Below are 20,718 nucleotides of genomic sequence, written 5' to 3' on the forward strand. Positions count from 1 at the left end.
GGACGCCCGCCCTCCTGATCAGGTCATACCGTTACGGAAGGACCTTCTCGATCACCACGCTGCCGGTGCCCGCGGTCGTGCCGCGCGCGTTCAGCAGCTGCACCTCGCCGAAGAACCGGCGGCCCTCCGGTGCCGCGGCGCTCACCAGCACCTCGGCGCCGACCTGGGCGCTCGCGCCGTTGGCCAGCGAGACGATCTTCGACTCGTCGACCTTGACGGTGCCGAGCGCCGAGGAGAAGTACACGTCCTTGTAGTCGTACGTGGTGCCGCCGGGCGCCACCGCGTAGCCGTCGACGAGGATCGTGTACGTACCGGCGGCCGGGTTCGCCACGGAGACCGACTCCTCGGAGTCGCCGTCCGCGGACTGGCCGACGAGCTTGCCGTCCTTGATGACCGTCAGGTCCAGGTCGGCGCCCTTGTCGGAGGTGTTGCCGATGACGACGTCCAGCCGCTCGACACCCGCGCCGACGGTGACCGTGGACACCTGGCGCTCGTCCTGGGCGATGGTCGGCGTCGCGGTCTTCGCGGAGCCGAGAGAGCCGCCCTTCAGCTTGCCCTCCAGCGCGGCCGCGTCATTGGTGACCTTCCAGTCGACCGTGGCCGGGGTGCCGATCTTCGCCTCGGGCAGGGTCTTCACCGCCGGGTCGAAGGTGGTGCCGAGCAGCGTCACGTCCAGCTTGAACGGGTTGTCCAGCAGCGGGGACGTACGGCGCGACTCGACCTCGATCTCCCAGACGCCCGGCTGCGGGTTCGCGTACGAGCGCACATCGGGGCGGCAGGTGTTGGCCGGGTTGTTGTAGTTCGGGTAGCAGGCCGTGGACGCGGTGTCCTCGAAGGCCACACCGTAGGGGTGGACCGAGATGAACCGGGTCTGGCTGCCGGCGGCGAGGCCGCCGAGCCCGACCTCCAGCGTCCTGGCGCCCTGCGGAACCGTCACGAAGTAGCTCTTGAAGCTGTTGCGCTGCACCGAACCCTTGGCGGTGTAGGTGTAGCCCGGCTTCACCAGCTCGTTCGAGGCGACCACGGTCGCGAGGATCTGCTTGTCGACGCCCTCGGTGCGCTCGTCGTCCGCCTCCAGGATGGCGCTGTGGACGCCCGCGGAAGCGGCCTTGGCCTGCACCTTCACCGTGACCGGCTTGTTCAGCGGCAGGTCCACCTCGTCGTCGCCGACGATACGGAACGTGCCGTCGTTGTTGCGCAGGTCCAGCTCGTGCTCGACCGGCCACTTGGGGCCGCTCGTGCGCGTGATGGTGACGTCGTACGTCTTGCGCTGGCCGGTCTTCAGACCGCCCTCGCGGTCGTAGATGCCGGCACCGAAGCCCGCCTCAGGCTTCAGGAACTGGTCGAGCGCGGTGTCGACCGGTGCCTTCACCGTGTACGAGTGGGCGGTGGCGCCGTCCTCGATGGACTCCCACGCCTCGTTGATGTCGATCAGACCGGCGCCCTGCTCGTGCGCCTTCACACCGTCGATGCGCTGGGCGGTGCTGGTCAGCGCGGTGCGCAGGGTCAGCGGCGAGAGCTTGATGTGGCGCTGCTTGGCGGCGGAGATGAGCAGCGCGCTCGCGCCCGCGGCCTGCGGCGAGGACATCGAGGTGCCGTTCAGCATGCCGTAGCCCGCGGGCAGGCTGTAGCCGGCCTCGGGCACCGGGGCGCCCGCCTGCCAGGTCGGGATCGTGTTGATCGCCGAGCCGGGCGCGGAGATGGTCGGGGTGAAGCCGCCGTTCTCCGTCGGGCCGCGGGAGGAGAAGTTGAACATGTTGTACGGCTTGGCGACCTGCGAGCCGTAGTTGGCGGCCCAGGTGCTGCGGGAGATCGCCGCGCCGACCGAGAGGACCTTGTTCGCCAGGCCCGGGTCGCCGATCGTGTTCACGCCGGGGCCCTCGTTGCCGGCCGAGATGACCAGCTGGACGCCGTAGGTGTCGATCAGGCGGTTGTAGAGCAGGGCGCGCGCGTTGTCGGCGTCGTCGCCGCGGTCGCTGTCGTCGTAGTTCAGCGCGGGCAGACCGCCGATGGACATGTTGACGATGTCCACGCCGCGGTTGACGACGAGGTCCCGCATGCCTTCGAGCAGCGCGATGTTGGTGCAGCCGCCGCTCCAGGTGCAGGCGCGGGACGAGACCAGCTTGGCGCCGGGCGCCGCGCCGTTCATCCGGCCGCCGAAGAGGCCGTTGGCGGCGGTGATGCCGGCGACGTGCGTGCCGTGCGAGCCCTCGATGACGCCGATGCTGACGTAGTCGGAGAACTTCCCGGCCTCGTACTCGACGTTCTTGCGGACCTCGACCACGAACGGGATGCGCTCGGCGATCTCCGTGGCCGGGTTGTCCGTACCGAAGTACCCGACCTGGTACCCGTCCTTGTACGGCTTCATCGCGGCGTCGTTGGTGAAGTCCGCGTCGTCGTTCAGGTCGACCCGGACGGTACCGGCGGCGGGGTCGTAGAGGACGCCCCACTTGTCGGTGGTGTCGCCGTCCCGGTTCAGGTCGCCGGCCATGTCGCCGCCGAGCGTCGCACGCTCCTCGAAGACGCTGAACCTGTGCTCGCCCGCGGGGGCCTTCCAGCTGCGGTCGCCCACGGTGAACACCGGGCCGCTCACGCCGGCGTCCATCCGGCGCCAGGTGCCGTCGCCGTCCTTGGCCGGGTCGGTCGCGGTCACCCAGTCGACGATCTTGCGCTCGCCGGTGGAGGTCTTCTGCAGGGCCGGGTGGCCCAGGTCGACGCCGGAGTCGAGGATGCCGATGGTCACCCCGCGGCCGTCGGCCTTCGGGTGGTCCTCGACGAACTCCACGGCGCCCGTCTCGTGGGACGGGTTGTACGGGTTCTTCGCCGGGGTCCTCTTGCCGGGCGCGGGGTACGAACCCGACTTCTGGCCGACGGAAGCGGCACCCCTGGCGCCCGCGTCCGGCCTCGGGTCGTCCAGCTTGATCTCGCGCTGGAGGTCCATGCCCTGAACGGTGGAGAGTTCACCGGCCCTGCTGAGCGCGCTCTTCGCCTTGCCGGTGGGAAGAGTGGCCCGTACGTAGCCGAGCTTGTCGTCCTTCTGGCCGACGACGGCGCCGGGTACGGAGTCGAGCTGCCCGGCGACCTGTTCGGTCTGGCCGGGAGCGGTGGCGACCATCACGGTGATGGTCTTCTGGCCCTTCGCCTCGGCCTCGGCGAGGAGTTCGGCGTCCGCCCGGCCGAGCTTGTCGGCCGGTGCCTCGGCGGTCTTGACCGGGCCGTTGGCTCCGGCCGGGTCATCTGCCGCCGCAGCGGCGAAGGCGGGGGCGGCGCCGGAGGCCACCAGTGCGGCGACAAGGCCTGCGGCGGCGGCGATCCGGGCCACGCGTCTGTGCCCGGATATGGAGCCCTGGGACTCGAGGGTGGTCATCAGCATCCCTGTTTTGTGAAAGAGGGGTCCGGAAATCGGTACCGGATGACCGCTCAGCCTTTCGCAAGTGACAGGGGTTTGTGGAGAGTTGTCAGAGGCGGGATACGGCCATGGCGTACATCCGCCAGTGGCGGGACCGGTCTCATGGGGGGCATAGCGGTGGATAACCACCGATCGGGCCCGCGAAGCCGTTCAATAATGGATCACTTCGGTGGCGGGTGATCAGTCCTCGCGCGCTCTCGCGTAGTACCGGGACGCCTTCGCGCGGTTCCCGCAGACGGCCATGGAGCACCAGCGCCGGGTGCCGTTCCGTGAGGTGTCGAAGAACCGCAGGACGCACGAGGCGTGGGCGCAGACGCGAATCCGGTCCGGCGCGGTGCGCACCAGTTCCAGGTACTCGCGCATGGCTCCGGTTCCGCCCGTTCCCGGCGGCTAACCTCGCCGCATGAAGCAGCAGTTGAGGGTCGCGGCGTACGCCGTGTGCATACGGGACGGACAGATCCTGCTCGCGCGCTGGGTGGCGCGGGACGGCACGAAGCGCTGGACCCTGCCCGGCGGCGGAATGGACCACGGGGAGCACCCCGTCGACACGGTCGTGCGTGAGGTCGGGGAGGAGACCGGCTACACGGCCGAGGTGACCGCTCTGCTCGGCCTCGACTCCATGACGACCCGGAAACCGCGCAAGCTGGGCCCAGGAGGGGACTTCCAGAGCCTGCGCGTCGTCTACGAAGGCCGGATCACGGGAGGTGAGCTCAGGCCCGAGCCCGACGGCTCCACCGACCTCGCCGCCTGGCACCCCCTGGACGCCGTCGCCGGGCTCGACCGGGTCGCCCTGGTCGACATCGGGCTGGAGCTGTGGCGCGAGCGGCCCGCTGCCGGGCGGGTGGACGCCGGCGAGGGCACACACGGCTGAAACCCGCCCAACCCTCTGCGTACCGCTCAACTCCTCGCGTTCCGCCGGAGTCCTGTCCGCCGAGCCCAGTCGCAGAAGCTCGCAGACAGGAGAGTTCGCATGACAGTACGTCCTGTACGAACGGTCCGGACGCGTCTCGCCGTGGCGGTGGTGGCGGCAGCGGTCGCCGCCACCGCCCTCGTGACACCGGCGACGGCGGCGGAACCCCGGCAGCGGACCCACCACTCCGGCTCCGGGCACGAGCGCACCCAGCGGGCGCTCGAACAGGCCGTCGAGGCGGGCTCTCCCGGAGCCCTCGCACAGGCCGCCCGGGCCGGGCACCCGACCTGGAACGGCGAGGCCGGCGTCGCCGACCGCACGACCGGCAGTGAGCGGAAGCCCGAGGACCGCTTCCGGGTCGGCTCCATCACCAAGACCTTCGTCGCGACGGTGATCCTCCAGCTGGAGGCGGAGGGAAGACTGAGCCTCGACGACACCGTGGAGCGGTGGCTGCCGGGACTGGTCCGCGGGAACGGCCACGACGGGCGTTCCGTCACGCTCCGGCAGCTCCTCAACCACACCAGCGGCATCTTCAACTACACCGATGACGACGCGTTCGTGCGGAAGGTCTTCGGCGAGGGCTTCTTCGAGCACCGCTACGACACCTGGGCGCCCCGCGATCTCGTGCGGACCGCCATGGGACACGAGCCGTATTTCGCCCCCGGCACGGACTGGCGGTACTCCAACACCAACTACGTCCTCGCCGGGCTGGTCATCGAGAAGGTGACCAGCCGCCCGTACGGGCAGGAGCTGGAGCGCCGGGTGCTGCGCCCGCTGGGGCTGCGCGCCACGTCGTCGCCCGGTACCCGGCCGGGGATGCCGCGGCCGAGCGGGCGGGCGTATTCGGTCCTCGTGGGACCCGAGCCCGGCACCGCGGTCCATGACGTCACGGAGCTGAACGCGTCAGCCGCGTGGTCCGCCGGCGAGATGATCTCCACCACCGGGGACCTCAACCGCTTCTACCGCGCCCTGCTGACCGGCAAGGTGCTGCCGAAGGGCCAGGTCAGGAAGATGACCACGACGGTTCCGATGGGCGAGGACGCGCCGGGCCTGCGGTACGGGCTCGGCCTGATGGCGCAGAAGCTCTCCTGCGGCAAGGAGGTCTGGGGGCACAGTGGAGGGATCCATGGCTCCTCCTCCGAGGCGGTGACCACCCCGGACGGCCGTCACGCGCTCGCGCTGAACTTCAACAGCGACTGGGCGGGGGACGGCGCGGCCGTCGTCGAGGCGGAGTTCTGCCGGCGGTGACCCCTCAACGGGGCAGAACCACGACATAGGGCGCCGGATCCCGGTCCGAGGCGGCCATCAGGGCCGTCCGGATCACCATGGCCTGCTGCACGGGGGTGTCCCGCAGCTTCCTCGGGGAGATGCGGACGACGGTGATCCCGAGCCGTTCCAGGTGCTCGCGCCGGGTGGTGCCTGCGGACAGGTCCGTGTCCAGGTCCGGGGGCCCGGACCGGTCCCGGGCGTGGGCCGGGCGCGGGGCACGGGTGGCGAGTTCCACGGCGACGGCCTCCTCGGGCCAGTAGGCGTCGACGCCGCCGAGGTGGGGGCCGCCGGCGAGGCGCAGATCCACGTTCCACACCGGTTCGGGCAGTCCGTACATCCGGACGAGGTCGTACAGCCGGTCCTCGGCGACGGCCCGGCCCTCGGCGAGGAGGGAGTCGACGGCTTCCACGACGTGGGGGCGGGACAGCAGCCGTGCGCCGTTCAACTCCCTGACGATCGCGGAGGGTTCGCAGTGGCCGCCGCGCACGGCCTCGGTGAGCAGCCGGCGGACCGCGCCCGCGTCGGAGAGCCGGGCGACGGCGTCCGCCAGCGCGCGGGCCACCGGGGCGACGGGCAGGCCCGTCACCTCTTCCGGCTTCGGCATGGATTGCGTACGGATCAGCCGGGCGCAGCCGGCGGACCGCAGCCGCCGGGCACGCGGCACGAGGACGTCGATCCGGTCGAGCGCCGGCAGCGTCGGGGCGGAGCCGAACCGGTACAGCGCGAGCGCCGCGAGGCCGGTGACCATCGCCTCGCCGCTGCGGGACGCGCCGTCTTCACCGTGGCGGGCGGCGTACTTCAGCGCGCCGTGCAGCCGCTCCTCACTGGTGGGCGGACCCGGGTGCAGCAGGAACACCCCCGGCAGCAGTTGCTGCCAGGGCCCTTCGGGCCGGCACTGCTCGGCGGCGTGGGCGGCGGTCACGCCCTGCTCGCGCAGCTGAGCGGCGGACAGCACACGCCGCCGCACATCGGAGAGGTCGCTCAACGGACGGGGAGACAGAGGGGTGTTGTGGTTCATGACTCGCCAATTCCCGCGCCGCGGCCGCCTCCTAACCGCTGTTACACGCTCGTCGACAATTCCGGACAACCCCGTCCTAAAGTGCGGACGTTCGATTGCCGATCAGTTCTGCCCGACAATGCGGGCATCCCCGTCACCGCCCCCGTCACCGCCCCCGTCGCGAGGGACGGGAACGGTCACGGGGACGCGGACGGGAGAAGGCCGTCAGCCGCGGGACGCCGCCGTGTCGCAGGCCTGCGCGCGAAGGGCGCGGGCCAGATCGTCACGGGACTCCAGGACCAGACGACGCAGGGCCGGGGGAGCGCCGGCGTGGGAGTCGAGCCAGGCGTCCGCCGCGGTGAGAGTGGCCTCGTCGTCCTGGAGGGCCGGGAAGAGACCCCGCACCACGTCCATGCCGATCTGGATCGACCGCTCGGCCCACACCCGCTCGATCGCCGCGAAGTACTTCTCGGCGTACGGCGCGATCAGCTCCCGCTGCGACGCCTGCGTGAAGCCCGAGATCGTGGCCTCCACCAGCGCGTTGGACAGCGCCTCCGACTCCACGACCTGCGCCCACGCCTGGTCCTTGACCGCCGCCGACGGCCGTGCCGCCAGGCAGCGCACCTGGTGGCGCTTGCCGGACGCGGTGTCGTCCCGCGCCAGCTCCGCGCCGATGACCGCCTCGTCCGCGAGCCCGTGCGAGGCGAGCGGCTCCAGGAACGCCCACCGCAGCTCCTGGTCCACATCGAGCCCGTCGATCTTCGCGGTGCCGTCCAGCAGCCCCTGGAGCAGCTGCAGATCCGCCTCCGTCGTGGCCGCCGTCGCGAAGAACCGCGCCCACGTCAGCTGGTGCTGACTGCCCGGCCCGGCCAGCCGCAGCTCCCGCAGCGCACCCTCGGCCAGCAGCCGCCCGCCCTCCTGGCGCCATTCGGGCGCCGCGTAGTGGACGAGCGCCGCCCGTGCCCACGCGTGCACCATCTGCAGCACGCCGATGTCCGACTCGCGCCCGGCGAAGTCGAGGACCAGCCCGACGAAGTCGCGCGCCGGCATGAGCGCGTCCCGTGTCAGGTTCCACAGCGCGGACCAGCACAGGGCCCTGGCCAGCGGGTCCGTCACCGAGCCGAGGTGCCCGCGCAGAGTCTCCAGCGAACCCTCGTCGAAGCGGATCTTGCAGTACGTCAGGTCGTCGTCGTTGACGAGCACCAGCGCCGGGCGTTCCTCGCCCGCCAGCTCCGTCACGACGGTCCGCACCCCGGTGACGTCCACCTCGGCGCGGGCGTAGCGCACCAGCTTGGTGTCCTCGTGCCGGTAGAGGCCAACGGCCGCCCGGTGCGGCCGGAGCGTGTCGCCGTCCTGCACGACCGCCAGTTCGGTGATCCGGTCGCCCGCGTCATAGGTGACCTGCGGCGTCAGCGAGTTGACCCCCGAGGTCTCCAGCCAGGACCGCGACCACGCCTTCATGTCGCGCCCTGAGGTCTCCTGAAGCACCGACAGCAGATCGTCGAGGCGGGTGTTGCCGTACGCGTGCCGCTTGAAGTACCGGCGGGCGCCCTCCAGGAACGCGTCCCGTCCCGCGTAGGCGACGAGCTGCTTCAGCACCGACGCGCCCTTGGCGTAGGTGATCCCGTCGAAGTTGAGCTTGGCGTCCTCCAGGTCACGGATGTCGGCCGTGACGGGATGCGTGGACGGCAGCTGGTCCGCCCGGTACGCCCACGACTTGCGGTTGTTGGCGAAGGTCACCCAGCCGTTACGGAAACGCGTCGCCTCGACCAGCGAGAACGCGCCCATGAAGTCCGCGAAGGACTCCTTCAGCCACAGGTCGTCCCACCACCGCATGGTGACCAGGTCGCCGAACCACATGTGCGCCATCTCGTGCAGGATGACGTTCGCCCGCCGCTCGAACGACGCCTGCGTCACCTTGCCCCGGAAGACGAACTCCTCCCGGAAGGTGACGCATCCGGGGTTCTCCATCGCGCCGATGTTGTACTCGGGCACGAAGGCCTGGTCGTACTTCCCGAACGGGTAGGGGTAGTCGAAGTGGTCGTGGAAGAAGTCCAGGCCCTGCTTGGTGACCAGGAAGATGTCGTCCGCGTCGAAGTGCTTGGCCAGCCCCTTGCGGCACATCGCGCCGAGCGGGATCTCCAGCGTCGTCCCGTCGTCGGACGTCCGCGTGTAGAGATCGGTCTCGTAGTGGTACGGACCGGCGACGACCGCCGTGATGTACGTGGAGATCGGCCTGGTCTGCGCGAAGCGCCAGGTCTGTCCGTCGCGGGACTCCTCCGCGCCGTTGCTCCAGACGGTCCAGCCCTCCGGTGCGGCCACCTCGAAGCGGAAGGGGGCCTTCAGATCGGGCTGTTCGAAGTTGGCGAAGACCCGGCGGGCGTCGGCCGGCTCGTACTGCGTGTACAGATACACCTCGCCGTCCTCCGGGTCGACGAAGCGGTGCATGCCCTCACCGGTCCGGCTGTACGCGCACTGCGCGTCCACCACCAGCACGTTCTCCGCCTGGAGCCCGGTCAGGGCGATCCGCGCGCCGTCGAACACGTCCGCCGGGTCCAGCTCGCGGCCGTTGAGCGACACCGACGTCACGGAGGGGGCGACAAGATCGACGAAGGTGGTGTCACCCGGCGCGATACGGCGGAACCGGATCGTGGTCACCGAACGGAACGTCCGCGGCTCCACCTCGCTGCTCTCACCCGTCGCGGAACGCAGGTCGAGGAAGACCTCGTACCCCTCGACCGACAGCAGGTCGGCCCGGCTGCGGGCCTCGTCGCGGGACAGATTCTCTCCGGGCACGTCCACTCCTTCGTGTCTCGTTCGGTCAGGACCGATCCTCGCATGCACTCGTGACCGCGGACATCGGGGAATGCGGGCGGCGACCGGTGACGTTCACTCGTGGAGCGTCCGGTCACGAGGTATGAGGAGACACATGTCCGAGAACAGGACCCCCGCCGACTTCTGGTTCGACCCGCTCTGCCCCTGGGCGTGGATGACCTCCCGCTGGATGCTGGAGGTGGAGAAGGTCCGCCCGGTGGAGGTGCGCTGGCACGTCATGAGCCTGGCCGTGCTCAACGAAAACAGGATGGACGAACTCCCCGAGGAGTACCGCGAGGGGCTCAAGCAGGCCTGGGGCCCGGTCCGTGTCGTCATCGCCGCGCAGCAGAAGCACGGGGACGAGGTCGTCGGCCCGCTCTACACCGCTCTCGGCACCCGCATCCACAACGAGGGGCGCGGCGTGACGCCCGAGGTGATCCTGGAAGCCCTGGACGCGGTGGGCCTCCCGGCGGAGCTCGCGGACCACGCGGAGTCGGACACGTTCGACACCGAGCTGCGCGCCTCCCACGAGGAGGGCATCTCCAAGGTCGGCCAGGAGGTCGGCACGCCCGTCATCGCCGTGCCCGGGTCGGACGGCGAGCAGATCGCCTTCTTCGGTCCGGTCGTCACCCCCGCGCCCAAGGGCGAGGCGGCGGCGAAGCTGTGGGACGGCACGCTGATGGTGGCGTCGATCCCCGGCTTCTACGAGATCAAGCGCACGCGGACCAAGGGCCCCGACTTCTCCTGAGGCCACGGTCCCGTAGCCGCCCCGTGCTACGGAAGGACCCCCGCGAGTCACGTCCTCGCGGGGGTCCTTCTTCTTTCCGCCTGCAGGTGAAGGTTGAGAAGACGATCACGAGCAGGACGACTTCGCGGCCGGCCGGGGGCCGTGCGTCACGGGGTGATGAGCGGCGTGCGCCCCTTGGCCTGCGCGTAACGCTTCGCCACGTCCTGCCAGTTGACGACGCCCCACATGGCGTCGATGAAGTCCACCTTCTGGTTCTTGTACTGCAGGTAGAAGGCGTGCTCCCAGGCGTCGAAGACGAGGATCGGCACCGAGCCCTGGCCGACGTTGCCCTGGTGGTCGTAGACCTGCTCGACGATCAGCCGGCCGCTGACCGGCTCGTAGGCGAGGACGCCCCAGCCGGAGCCCTGGGTGGTCGCGGCGGCCTTCGACAGCTGGGTGCGGAACCTGGCGAACGAGCCGAAGGACTCCGTGATCGCGTCCGCCAGCTCGCCGACACCGTCCGCGGCCAGCGGCTCGCCGCCGCCGCCCTCCTTCGGCGCCGTCATGTTGTGCCAGTAGATGCTGTGCAGGATGTGGCCGGAGAGATGGAACGCGAGGTTCTTCTCCAGACCGTTGATCGAGCCCCAGGCTTCCTTGTCACGCGCCTCGTCGAGCTGATCGAGGGTGTCGTTCGCGCCCTTGACGTAGGCGGCGTGGTGCTTGTCGTGGTGCAGCTCGATGATCTCCGGGTTGATCACCGGCTCCAGCGCCGCGTAGTCGTACGGAAGTTCAGGAAGCGTGTACATGGCCATGTCCGAGCCCTCCGACTGCTTATTGCAAACTTTGTGCAACTGCAGGCTAGCAGCAGGAGGGCCCGGAACTTGATCAGCCTTTCGCCCTAGGTCCGTGCGTCGGACCGGTCGTCACGGGCCGTCGCGGCCAGGTCGGGGAAGTCGGTGACGACGGCGTCGACGCCGAGAGCGAAGTGCCGCTCGTACTCGGCGAAGGCGTCGCCGAACGCGTTCGGGTCGGTGCCGCGGCGCAGGTCCGCGGGCAGGTACTGGTTCTCCGCGCGGAACGTGTACGCGCCGACCCGCAGCCCCGCGGCGTGCGCGTCGGCGACCAGCGTCGAGGGCGGGACGACGGACGACTTGTCCGGGCCGATCCACCGGGCGTACGAGGCGATCTCACGCAGCCCCGCCGGCGTCATCATCTCCTTGTACGTGACCGGATGGCCGTACGGACCGCCGGTCGTCCCGAGCGCCTGCCACAGCGGTACGCCGAGCCGCTCGGCGGCGATCCGGTGCAGACTGTCCGGCTCGAAGGACTGCACCACGCACTCGTGGGCGCGCAGCCGGGCGCGGCGGACGGCGTGGGCGAGCAGGGGCTCCAGGGGGAGGCCGATGGAGCGGAAGTAGGTGGGGTGCTTGGTCTCGGGGAAGACGGCGACGGTGCGGCGGTGGCGCCGGGACAGGTCCCTGGCCAGCTCCACGACCTCCTCGAACGTCATGATCCGTTCGCGCCCGTCGAAGACGGTGTTGCGGTTGCGGACGGCAGGGAGGCGCTCGACCGCGCGCAGCGTCCTGAGCTCCGCGAGCGTGAAGTCCTCGGTGAACCAGCCGGTGACGGCGCGGCCGTCGATGGTCTTCGTCGTCCGGCGGTCCGCGAACTCCGGATGCGCCGCGACGTCCGTCGTCCCCGATATCTCGTTCTCGTGCCGCACCACCAGCCGCTGGTCCCCGGTGACCACCAGATCCGGCTCGATCCAGTCGGCCCCGGCCCGCACCGCGTACGTGTACGACGCGGCCGTGTGCTCCGGCCGCCATCCCGCGGCACCCCGGTGGCCGATGACCACGGGTCCTCGCGGTGTCCTCCCCACGGCTTCCGCCGTACCGGCGGCACCTGCCGCGACCGCGGCGGCGGCACCCGCCGCGACGAGTACCGAACGACGCCCAGGCATCACGGACATACGACTCTCCCTCGTTCCTGTGGACGTTCCCCTTCCGCCTCCGGAGGCTAGGCGGGTGTCCGTGCCCCGGGCCGCGGCTTCACCACCTGTACGCCTGCCGTGCACCACGCCGTGCGGCGTGGCGACGAGGGCCGGCCGTCTGGGTCGCGGGCGTCAGGCGGAGCCGCGGCGGGCGCCGCCCCGAACCGGCGGAGCGTCCGCTCCGTTCCACGACGCACCGGACCCCCGGGCCGAGTCGGCCCGGGGGTCCGGTGCGCTGCGCCGTATCACCGGCGCACGTGCGGGGCGGCGGCGTGCCGGCGTCCGGGGGAGGCCGGCGGCTACGCCTTCACATCGGCGGAAGCGGCGGCATCGGCCGGTTCGGTCTCGTTCGCCTTGGGCGCCGCCTTCGAGGCCAGCACCTGACGGACGACACCGATGACGGCCAGCGCCACCGTCAGCCCACCCGTGAAGTACAGCTGCAGACGGGTGTCCTCCTCGCGGGCCATCAGGACGAAGATCGCGGCCATGCCCGCCAGCGCCACCCAGGTGAGGTACGGGTAGGCCCACATCCGCACGACCAGCTGCTCCGGCGCCTCGCGCTCGGTCCGGCGGCGCAGCAGCAGCTGCGAGACGGCGATGAAGATCCACACGACCAGGATGATCGCGCCGATCATGTTGAGCAGCCAGATGAAGACGTCGTTCGGCCGCCAGTAGCTGAGCAGTACGCAGGCGAAGCCGAAGACGCAGGACGTCAGCACCGCCACGCGCGGTACGCCGCCCGAGATCTTCCCGAGCACCTTCGGGCCCTGGCCGCGGGCGACCAGCGAACCGGCCATCCGGGAGGCGCCGTAGATGTTGGCGTTCATCGCGGAGAGCAGGGCGACCAGCACGACCACGTTCATGATCTGGCCGGCGGCCGGAATGCCGAGGTGGTCGAGCGTGGCGACGTACGGGCCCTTCTCGACGACGGTCTTGTCGTCCCACGGGACCAGCGTGACGATGACGGCCATCGAGCCGATGTAGAAGATCGCGATGCGCCACATCGCGGTACGGACGGCCTTGGCCACACCCTGCACCGGGTGCTCGGACTCGGCCGCGGCGATGGTGACCGTCTCCAGGCCGCCGTATGCGAAGACGGACGCGAGGAGTCCGACGACCAGCCCCTCGGTGCCGTTGGGCAGGAAGCCGCCGTCACCCGTGAGGTTCGTGGCGCCGGGGGCGTCGCTGCCGGGCAGCACTCCCGCGATCGCGAGCACACCGAGACCGAGGAAGAGGACGATCGCGCCCACCTTCAGCGCGGCGAACCAGAACTCGAACTCGCCGAAGTTCTTCACGGCCGCGAGGTTCGTGACGCAGAAGACCAGCATGAACAGCGCGACCCAGGCCCATTCGGGCGTGCCCGGCAGCCAGCCGGTGACGATCTTCGCGGCGCCGATGCCCTCGAGACCGACCGCCACACAGAGCAGGAACCAGAACGCCCAGCCCGCCGTGAAGCCCGCCCAGGGACCGATCGCCCGCTCGGCGTGCACCGAGAAGGAGCCGGAGGCCGGGTTCGCCGCCGACATCTCGCCGAGCATGCGCATCACGAGCATGACGAGCAGGCCGGAGATCGCATAGGCGATGACGATCGACGGTCCGGCGGCGGCGATACCGGCGCCGGAGCCGACGAAGAGGCCTGCGCCGATCACACCGCCGAGGGCGATCATCGACAGATGGCGCTGCTTGAGGCCGTGCGCGAGCGACGAGTCGACTTTGGTGTCGACCGGCGCGGGCGCCGAGGTCCGAGACATGGGCATGCCCTGTTCATGAGCGGGAAAGGGGGAGTGGCCCACAGTCTGCGGGTCGTACCGCTCACGGAGCACGCGGGACCGCTATACGGACAAGATGCTCACACAATGTGAAGGGTCAGGCACGGCTCGCCCGCAGGTCGCGCAACTCCCGCAACCACGCCACCAGCAGCACCGCCGCCGTCGCCGCGGCCGACCACAGCACCTGCGGCCGGGCGCCGTCGTCACCCAGCATCAGCAGCAGCACGGCCGCGATCCCGGCCAGCGCCACCCAGGTCAGCCACGGGAAGCACCACATCTTCAGGGTCAGCTTCTCCGGCGCCTCGCGTTCGATCCGCCGCCGCAGCCGCAGCTGTGACACGGCCACCAGACCCCAGACGAACAGCAGCACCGCGCCGACCGCGTTGAGCATGTAGAGGAAGACGGTGTCCGGCCACTTCAGGTTGAGCAGTACGGAGACGAAGCCGAAGGCGACCGACGCGAACACCGCCCGGCGCGGCACCCCGCCCCCGGAGATCTTCAGCAGACCCGCGGGCGCCTCGCCGCGTTCGGCGAGCGAGAACACCATCCGGGACGAGCCGTAGAGGTTGGCGTTCAGGGCGGACAGCAGCGCCACGAAGACCACGATGTTCATGATCTGCGCGGCCGCGGGCACCCCGATCGCGTCGAGGACGGCGACGTACGGGCTCTGGCCCGGCTTCATCGCGGTCCACGGCAGCACGGTCACGATGACCAGCATCGAGCCGACGTAGAAGAGGAGGATGCGCCACACGGCGCTGCGCACGGCTCGCCCGACCGCGCGGGCCGGGTCCTTCGATTCGGCGGCCGCGATCGTGACGACCTCCAGGCCGCCGAAGGCGAAGACCACGGCGAGGACTCCGGAGACGACGCCCGCCCAGCCGCTCGGCAGGAATCCGCCCTGGCCGGTCAGATTGCTCAGCCCGACCGGCTCCGTGTCGGGAAGCACACCGAGGATCGCCAGCGTGCCCAGCAGCAGGAAGAGGACGATCGCGCCCACCTTCAGCGCGGCGAACCAGAACTCGAACTCGCCGAAGTTCTTCACGGCCGCGAGGTTGGCGACCGTGAAGACCACCATGAAGACCAGCACCCAGGTCCACTGCGGAACGCCGGGCACCCAGCCGTGGGCGATCGTCGCCGCGCCCGTCGCCTCCACGGCGAGCACGACCACCAGCAGGAACCAGTACAGCCAGCCGACGCTGAAACCGGCCCAGCGGCCCAGCGCCCGCTCGGCGTGCACGGAGAAGGCGCCGGACGCGGGCATCGCCGCCGACATCTCGCCGAGCATGCGCATCACGAGCATCGCCAGCGCGCCGGCGAGCAGATACGAGATCACGATGCCGGGGCCTGCGAGCGCGATCCCGGCGCCCGAGCCGACGAACAGCCCCGCACCGATCACCCCGCCGAGGCCGAGCATGGTCAGGTGCCGCTGTTTCAGCCCGTGCGACAGAGGTTCTGCCTCGGTGGCCGGCAGGCGGGGCGGTGCGTCGTGCATGGCGCTGGGGGCTCTCGGCAGACTGTGGGGATTTATGGGGAACCTACAGTCTCCCCGAGCATCGTTCCGATCGCCAAAACGGGCTCCCTCGTGCCGTCACCTCAGTGACGAGCATCACTCGACATCGGCGCGTGCCGGAACCGCTTTGTGTGAACTCCACCAAGCCGCGGACCGGGCCTTTGTCATCGGCTGACGGTGATCGGTCGTTCACTCCTGGGCTAACGTCGCCATGTCCACACTGACTTCAGGAGATCCGATGAGCACTGCTGCCGCCCCCGTCCGATCCGGTGGGGTTCCCCATGCCGCAGGCCAGGGGACCCTCGCCGACCTGCTGCCCGCCTCCCGCACGAAGGACATCGCCCTCGTCGTCGGCGGCGCCGTGCTCACGGGCATCGCGGCACAGATCTCGGTCCCGGTCCCGGGCTCCCCGGTCCCGGTCACCGGCCAGACCTTCGCCGCGCTGCTCGTCGGCACCGCGCTCGGCACCCGCCGGGGCTTCCTCTCCCTCGCGCTGTACGCGCTCGCCGGGATGGCGGGCATGCCGTGGTTCGCCGAGGGCACCTCCGGCTACGCCATGCCGTCCTTCGGTTACATCCTCGGCATGCTGCTCGCCGCCACCGTGGTCGGCGCCCTCGCCCGCCGCGGCGCCGACCGCTCCGTCCTGCGCACCGCGGGCTCGATGGTCCTCGGCTCCGCGATCATCTACGCGGTCGGCGTGCCGTATCTGGCCCTCGCCACCGGAATGACGCTCGCCCAGGCCGTGTCGGCGGGTCTCGTCCCGTTCCTGGTCGGTGACGCGCTGAAGGCCGCGCTGGCGATGGGCGCGCTGCCCACCGCCTGGAAGCTCATCGGCCGCCGCGGCTGAGTCCGTCATCGCACGAAAGAGGCTCGCCCGGGTCGTGTCACCGACCCGGGCGAGCCTCTTTCGTGTCTACCGGCGGGGCCCGGCGCAAGCCGTCAGGCCCTGCGCCGGGTTCGATCCGCTCAGACCCTGGCGTCCTCGATCTGCTGCGCCGGCTCGGCGTCCACGGCCTGCTTCGGCCGCACCCGGTCGAGCACGAAGCCGATGACCAGCACGACGGCCGCGACGGCCACCGACCAGAGCACGACCTCGCGGTTCGCGTCGTCGAAGAGCATGTAGACCAGCACGAAGGTGATCATCGCGGCGGTCGCCCAGGTCAGGTACGGGAAGAGCCACATCTTCACCGTCAGCTTCTCCGGCGCCTCGCGCAGCAGGATCTTGCGCATGCGCAGCTGGGTGAAGCAGATGACCAGCCACACGAACAGCGCCACGGCACCCGAGGAGTTCAGCAGGAAGGAGAAGACCGAGTCCTTGTACGCGTAGTTGGCGTACACGGCGCCGAAGCCGAAGACCACGGAGCCCAGGATCGCCGCGGTCGGCACACCCTTGGCGTTGACCTTGGCGAAGGCCTTCGGCGCGTCACCGCGCTGGCCCAGCGAGAAGGCCATGCGCGAGGCGGTGTAGAGGCCGGAGTTCAGACAGGACAGGACCGCCGTCAGGACGATGACGTTCATGATCTGGCCGGCGTACGGGATGCCGATCGAGTCCAGGGCCGCGACGTACGAGCCCTTCTCGATGATCGACTTGTCGTTCCACGGCAGCAGCGTCAGGACCACGAAGATCGAGCCCAGGTAGAAGACGGCGATGCGCCAGATCACGCTGTTGGTGGCCTTGGTGACCGCGCGGCGCGGGTCCTCGGACTCGCCCGCCGCCAGCGTGACGATCTCGCTGCCCATGAAGGAGAAGACGACCATCAGGACACCGGTGAGGATGGCGCCCGCGCCGTTGGGCAGGAAGCCGCCCGAGTCGGTCAGGTGCGCGAAGCCCGCGCCCGGGTTGTCGGAGCCCGGCAGCACGCCGAACACGGCCAGCAGACCGATGATCACGAAGCCGCCGATGGCGACGACCTTGATGCCCGCGAACCAGAACTCGAACTCGCCGTACGACGAGACCGAGGCCAGGTTGGTCGCGGTCAGCACGACCATCACGATCAGTGCCCATCCCCACTGCGGCACGGCCGGGATCCAGCTCTCGAGGATCACCGCGCCCGCGGTCGCCTCGACCGCCAGCACGACGACCCAGAAGAACCAGTAGAGCCAGCCGATGGAGAAGCCCGCCCAGCGGCCGAGCGCGCGGTCGGCGTACGCCGAGAAGGAGCCCGAGTTCGGGCTCGCGGCGGCCATCTCGCCGAGCATCCGCATCACGAACACGACCAGCGCGCCGACGAGCAGGTACGACACCAGGATGGCGGGGCCGGCCGCGGCGATGCCGCCGGAGGAACCGACGAAGAGTCCGGCGCCGATCACACCACCGATGGCGATCATGGACAGATGGCGATTCTTCAGGCCGGCCTTGAGACCGTCCGAAGGCTGCGAATTCCCGGGTTCTCCGGGCGTTACGCCTGCCTTCGTAAGGGTCGGCTGCGAGCTCATGGACGATTCCTTACGTGTGCGAGTCGCTCGGGTGACGAGCCCCCGCATTCAAACCGGTGACCCGTCGGTATGGAAGAGCTCACTCCGTTTCGTGAGGTGTGCCACTCGCCCCCAGCGCGCTCCGGACCCTGCGCGGCTCCTCCGACAGGGCCCTCGGTACGACCCCGCTGACGCCTGCCCCGCCCGTCGCGTGCCACACTCGGACCATGCGCGTGTACCTCGGCTCCGACCATGCCGGCTTCGAACTCAAGAACCACCTCGTCGAGTGGCTCACGGCTCACGGCCACGAGCCCGTCGACTGCGGTCCCCACATCTACGACGCCCAGGACGACTACCCGCCGTTCTGCCTGCGTGCCGCCGAGCGGACGGCCGCCGACCCGGACGCCCTCGGCATCGTGATCGGCGGCTCCGGCAACGGCGAGCAGATCGCCGCGAACAAGGTCAAGGGCGTCCGTGCCGCGCTGGCGTGGAGCGTGCAGACCGCCACCCTCGGCCGTGAGCACAACGACGCCAACGTCGTGGCCGTCGGCGCCCGGATGCACACCACCGACGAGGCGACCACCTTCGTCGAGGTCTTCCTCAAGACCCCGTACTCGGGTGAGGAGCGTCACACCCGCCGCATCGAGATGCTCTCGACGTACGAGACCACCGGCGAGCTGCCCCCGGTCCCGGCCCACCACCCGCAGGAGCCGACCACCTGATGCCCGAAGGGCACACGATCCACCGACTGGCCGCCGACTACCGGGAACGGTTCGGCGGCCGGTCCGTGCGGGTCACCAGCCCGCAGGGCAAGTTCGCCGACTCCGCCGCGCTGCTCGACGGCACGGTGCTGGAGCGCACCGACGCCCACGGCAAGCACCTCTTCCTCGGCTTCGGCGGCCAGGAGTGGATCCACATCCACCTGGGCCTCTTCGGCAAGGTGAACTTCGGCGGCGCGCCCCTGGCGCCGCCCACCGACACGGTGCGGCTGCGGCTCGCGAACCCCGAGTCCTTCGTCGACCTGCGCGGCCCCACCACCTGTGCGCTGATCACGGACGGCGAGAAGCAGGCGATACACGACCGCCTCGGCCCCGACCCGCTCCGCCCGTCCGACGGCCCGGACCGGGCCTGGGCCAGGATCTCCCGCTCGCGTACGACGGTGGCGGCCCTGCTGATGAACCAGAAGATCATCGCGGGCGTCGGCAACGTCTACCGCGCGGAAGTCCTCTTCCGGCACGGCATCGATCCGTACCGGGCGGGGAAGGACCTCACCCGGCGCGAGTGGCACGCCGTCTGGGCGGACCTGGTCGCGCTCATGCGCGAAGGCGTACGCCACAACCGCATCGACACCGTCCGCCCCGAGCACACCCCCGAGGCCATGGGCCGCCCGCCGCGCGTCGACGACCACGGCGGCGAGGTCTACGTCTACCGCAGGGCGCACCAGCCCTGCCACATCTGTGGCGGCGAGATCCGCACCGCCGATCTCGCCGCCCGCAATCTCTTCTGGTGCCCGGCCTGCCAACGCGCCTAGGGGGCGTCCGGCGGGTCTTGCCGGCGCAGCTGCGCCGCCGGGGCCCGTTCTAGAACCCGTGCGGCAGCCACGGCGCGACGTCGGAGCCGAACGCCACCGACGCCTCCGCCAGCGCCCCGCCCCGCAGTTCCCGTACGCGTCCCGCCGCCGCCAGCGACGACAGCGACACCCCGCCCAGATAGGCCGCCCCCAACTCCCTTGCGGACAGCGCAAGATCCGCCGCGGCCGTCGTCCGCTCGCACGACGCGCCCTTGGCATCGCCCGTGAGCCGCCAGCGCCCCTCGTTCCAGGGACAGAACGCGTCCTCGACCTCGAACACGACCTCCACAGGCGCCTGGTACGTCCGCGCCGCGAGCGCCGCGGCCAGGTCCACCAGCCGTACGTGCAGCGAGTCCCGCACTCGGACACCGCAGCGCCGGACGTCCGTCACGAGCCCCAGCAGCGGATCGTCCACCGGCCGGTTCCGGGCCCGGACCCGCGACGTCAGGTCGATGTCGAAGAGGAAGCGCCACAACGCCGCGTACGCCGCCGGATCCAGCGCGTCGATCTGCCGCAGCGTGATCGAGCCGCCCGGCCCGAACGCGTCCCACTCCGGCTTGTTGTGGAACCGCACATAGCCCACGACCTCACCGTCCCGCTCGGCGAGCACGCACTGCATCGCCGAGGCGCCCTCCCGCTCGGCCGGCGGATCGAGCAGCGGCAGCCGCTCCCAGCCCGGCTTCCGCGCGAACATCCCGGGCCGTGAACCGATCGTGCGCAGATACACCGCCTCGCACGCCTCGGCAGACTCCTCGACCGGCGCGAACCGCAGCCGCACGTCGTCCGTCCCCGGCGGCGCGGCGATCCGCGCCCGGGTCGTGTCGATGTCCAGACTCAGCTGATGTGTCGCGATGCCGTAGCCGAACCGGCCGTAGATGTCCGGCTCGGACGCCGTCAGCACCGCGAGCGGCTCGCCCCACGCGCGGACGTCGTCCAGCTGGCGCCGCATCATCGACGTGAGCACCCCGCGCCGCCGGTGCGTGGCCGCCACACTCACCATCGTCACCCCGGCCGCGGGCACGAACGCCCCGCCCGGCACCGACACATGGAAGCCGAACGCCCCGGCCGTACCGACGCAGTCGTCGCCGTCCCACGCGCCCATCGAGCGATCGCACTCGGTCAGCGCGCTCCAGAGCTCGCGCTCCTCACGGCTCTCCGGGACGCCGCCGAAGGCGAGCTCCAGTTTCCCGTACCACCGGTCCCACTGCTCGCGCTGGAGCATCCGCAGTTCAGTCGCAGTCGCCATGAGCCATGAGTACCAGCGCGGAGCGTCCCGTCGCGACCCGATTTCGAACGCAATGTCATGGGGTCCCCCCTGCACGCCGCCCGAGCGGGTGG

The 20,718-nt window shown here is 70.6% G+C and carries 15 protein-coding genes and 1 pseudogene; 6 read left to right on the forward strand and 10 right to left on the reverse strand.

The genetic code is table 11. From position 1 onward, the window contains the following. Positions 1-31: 31 nt before the first annotated feature. A complete protein-coding gene (locus tag ACIQMR_RS32150) occupies positions 32-3,367 on the reverse strand; it encodes a S8 family serine peptidase (RefSeq protein ID WP_401394795.1) in 3,336 nt (1,111 codons plus the stop codon). Between the two features lie 222 nt (positions 3,368-3,589). After that, positions 3,590-3,775, reverse strand: a pseudogene (locus ACIQMR_RS32155) (CGNR zinc finger domain-containing protein); the annotation flags it as partial. Between the two features lie 37 nt (positions 3,776-3,812). On the opposite strand from ACIQMR_RS32155, the gene ACIQMR_RS32160 reads away from it, so the two are divergent. Together ACIQMR_RS32160 and ACIQMR_RS32165 are read left to right on the forward strand one after the other, a co-directional pair. Beyond that, entirely contained in the window at positions 3,813-4,280 is a 468-nt protein-coding gene (locus ACIQMR_RS32160; protein WP_401394797.1) for an NUDIX hydrolase, read from the forward strand. 99 nt (positions 4,281-4,379) lie between these two features. Continuing rightward, a complete protein-coding gene (locus ACIQMR_RS32165) occupies positions 4,380-5,567 on the forward strand; it encodes a serine hydrolase domain-containing protein (protein ID WP_401394800.1) in 1,188 nt (395 codons plus the stop codon). Between the two features lie 4 nt (positions 5,568-5,571). Here the strand turns inward: ACIQMR_RS32165 and ACIQMR_RS32170 are convergent, their stop codons facing one another. Together ACIQMR_RS32170 and pepN are read right to left on the reverse strand one after the other, a co-directional pair. After that, positions 5,572-6,606, reverse strand: a complete 1,035-nt coding sequence (locus ACIQMR_RS32170) for a hypothetical protein (RefSeq protein ID WP_401394802.1) — start codon at positions 6,604-6,606, stop codon at positions 5,572-5,574. A gap of 204 nt (positions 6,607-6,810) precedes the next feature. After that, positions 6,811-9,381, reverse strand: coding sequence for an aminopeptidase N (gene pepN, locus ACIQMR_RS32175; RefSeq protein WP_401394805.1), 2,571 nt, complete (start codon positions 9,379-9,381; stop codon positions 6,811-6,813). 133 nt (positions 9,382-9,514) lie between these two features. Between pepN and ACIQMR_RS32180 the strand changes: the two genes are divergently transcribed. Then, positions 9,515-10,147: a DsbA family protein gene (locus ACIQMR_RS32180; protein ID WP_401394808.1), complete on the forward strand. Its 633-nt coding sequence runs from the start codon at positions 9,515-9,517 to the stop codon at positions 10,145-10,147. Between the two features lie 146 nt (positions 10,148-10,293). Here ACIQMR_RS32180 and ACIQMR_RS32185 read toward each other — a convergent pair whose 3' ends face one another. From ACIQMR_RS32185 to ACIQMR_RS32200, 4 genes are all read right to left on the reverse strand, one after another. Continuing rightward, positions 10,294-10,938, reverse strand: a complete 645-nt coding sequence (locus tag ACIQMR_RS32185) for a superoxide dismutase (RefSeq protein WP_385474172.1) — start codon at positions 10,936-10,938, stop codon at positions 10,294-10,296. A gap of 86 nt (positions 10,939-11,024) precedes the next feature. Further along, positions 11,025-12,095 carry a glycerophosphodiester phosphodiesterase family protein gene (locus ACIQMR_RS32190; RefSeq protein ID WP_401394811.1) on the reverse strand — a complete coding sequence of 357 codons (1,071 nt, stop codon included), beginning with the start codon at positions 12,093-12,095 and terminating at the stop codon, positions 11,025-11,027. 320 nt (positions 12,096-12,415) lie between these two features. After that, entirely contained in the window at positions 12,416-13,867 is a 1,452-nt protein-coding gene (locus ACIQMR_RS32195) for an amino acid permease (protein WP_401394873.1), read from the reverse strand. Positions 13,868-13,982: 115 nt separating this feature from the next. Then, entirely contained in the window at positions 13,983-15,377 is a 1,395-nt protein-coding gene (locus ACIQMR_RS32200) for an amino acid permease (protein WP_401394814.1), read from the reverse strand. A gap of 256 nt (positions 15,378-15,633) precedes the next feature. Between ACIQMR_RS32200 and ACIQMR_RS32205 the strand changes: the two genes are divergently transcribed. After that, the gene (locus ACIQMR_RS32205) at positions 15,634-16,242 is read left to right on the forward strand and encodes a biotin transporter BioY (protein ID WP_401394817.1); all 609 of its coding nucleotides are present in this window, start codon (positions 15,634-15,636) and stop codon (positions 16,240-16,242) included. Between the two features lie 119 nt (positions 16,243-16,361). Here ACIQMR_RS32205 and ACIQMR_RS32210 read toward each other — a convergent pair whose 3' ends face one another. Next, positions 16,362-17,831, reverse strand: coding sequence for an amino acid permease (locus ACIQMR_RS32210; protein WP_401394819.1), 1,470 nt, complete (start codon positions 17,829-17,831; stop codon positions 16,362-16,364). 206 nt (positions 17,832-18,037) lie between these two features. Here ACIQMR_RS32210 and ACIQMR_RS32215 point away from each other — a divergent pair, with 206 nt between their 5' ends. Further along, a complete protein-coding gene (locus tag ACIQMR_RS32215; RefSeq protein WP_401394822.1) occupies positions 18,038-18,532 on the forward strand; it encodes a ribose-5-phosphate isomerase in 495 nt (164 codons plus the stop codon). Beyond that, entirely contained in the window at positions 18,532-19,341 is an 810-nt protein-coding gene (locus ACIQMR_RS32220) for an Fpg/Nei family DNA glycosylase (RefSeq protein ID WP_401394825.1), read from the forward strand. Before ACIQMR_RS32215 ends, ACIQMR_RS32220 begins: the two co-directional genes overlap by 1 nt. A 49-nt stretch (positions 19,342-19,390) precedes the next feature. Here the strand turns inward: ACIQMR_RS32220 and ACIQMR_RS32225 are convergent, their stop codons facing one another. Continuing rightward, positions 19,391-20,626, reverse strand: a complete 1,236-nt coding sequence (locus tag ACIQMR_RS32225; RefSeq protein WP_401394828.1) for a GNAT family N-acetyltransferase — start codon at positions 20,624-20,626, stop codon at positions 19,391-19,393. Between the last annotated feature and the right edge of the window lie 92 nt (positions 20,627-20,718).

This window comes from Streptomyces sp. NPDC091376 (assembly GCF_044757085.1).
In the GTDB taxonomy this organism is placed as follows: Bacteria; Actinomycetota; Actinomycetes; order Streptomycetales; family Streptomycetaceae; genus Streptomyces; species Streptomyces pratisoli.

Excerpts from the sequence above, each read along its gene's own strand:
- ACIQMR_RS32215 (WP_401394822.1), top strand. The coding sequence starts at position 18,038 with ATGCGCGTGTACCTCGGCTCCGACCATGCCGGCTTCGAACTCAAGAAC.
- ACIQMR_RS32225 (WP_401394828.1), bottom strand. The coding sequence starts at position 20,626 with ATGGCGACTGCGACTGAACTGCGGATGCTCCAGCGCGAGCAGTGGGAC.
- ACIQMR_RS32160 (WP_401394797.1), top strand. The coding sequence starts at position 3,813 with ATGAAGCAGCAGTTGAGGGTCGCGGCGTACGCCGTGTGCATACGGGAC.
- ACIQMR_RS32150 (WP_401394795.1), bottom strand. The coding sequence starts at position 3,367 with ATGACCACCCTCGAGTCCCAGGGCTCCATATCCGGGCACAGACGCGTG.
- ACIQMR_RS32185 (WP_385474172.1), bottom strand. The coding sequence starts at position 10,938 with ATGGCCATGTACACGCTTCCTGAACTTCCGTACGACTACGCGGCGCTG.
- ACIQMR_RS32190 (WP_401394811.1), bottom strand. The coding sequence starts at position 12,095 with ATGTCCGTGATGCCTGGGCGTCGTTCGGTACTCGTCGCGGCGGGTGCC.
- ACIQMR_RS32195 (WP_401394873.1), bottom strand. The coding sequence starts at position 13,867 with ATGTCTCGGACCTCGGCGCCCGCGCCGGTCGACACCAAAGTCGACTCG.
- ACIQMR_RS32180 (WP_401394808.1), top strand. The coding sequence starts at position 9,515 with ATGTCCGAGAACAGGACCCCCGCCGACTTCTGGTTCGACCCGCTCTGC.
- ACIQMR_RS32170 (WP_401394802.1), bottom strand. The coding sequence starts at position 6,606 with ATGAACCACAACACCCCTCTGTCTCCCCGTCCGTTGAGCGACCTCTCC.
- ACIQMR_RS32205 (WP_401394817.1), top strand. The coding sequence starts at position 15,634 with ATGAGCACTGCTGCCGCCCCCGTCCGATCCGGTGGGGTTCCCCATGCC.
- ACIQMR_RS32210 (WP_401394819.1), bottom strand. The coding sequence starts at position 17,831 with ATGAGCTCGCAGCCGACCCTTACGAAGGCAGGCGTAACGCCCGGAGAA.
- ACIQMR_RS32200 (WP_401394814.1), bottom strand. The coding sequence starts at position 15,377 with ATGCACGACGCACCGCCCCGCCTGCCGGCCACCGAGGCAGAACCTCTG.
- ACIQMR_RS32165 (WP_401394800.1), top strand. The coding sequence starts at position 4,380 with ATGACAGTACGTCCTGTACGAACGGTCCGGACGCGTCTCGCCGTGGCG.
- ACIQMR_RS32220 (WP_401394825.1), top strand. The coding sequence starts at position 18,532 with ATGCCCGAAGGGCACACGATCCACCGACTGGCCGCCGACTACCGGGAA.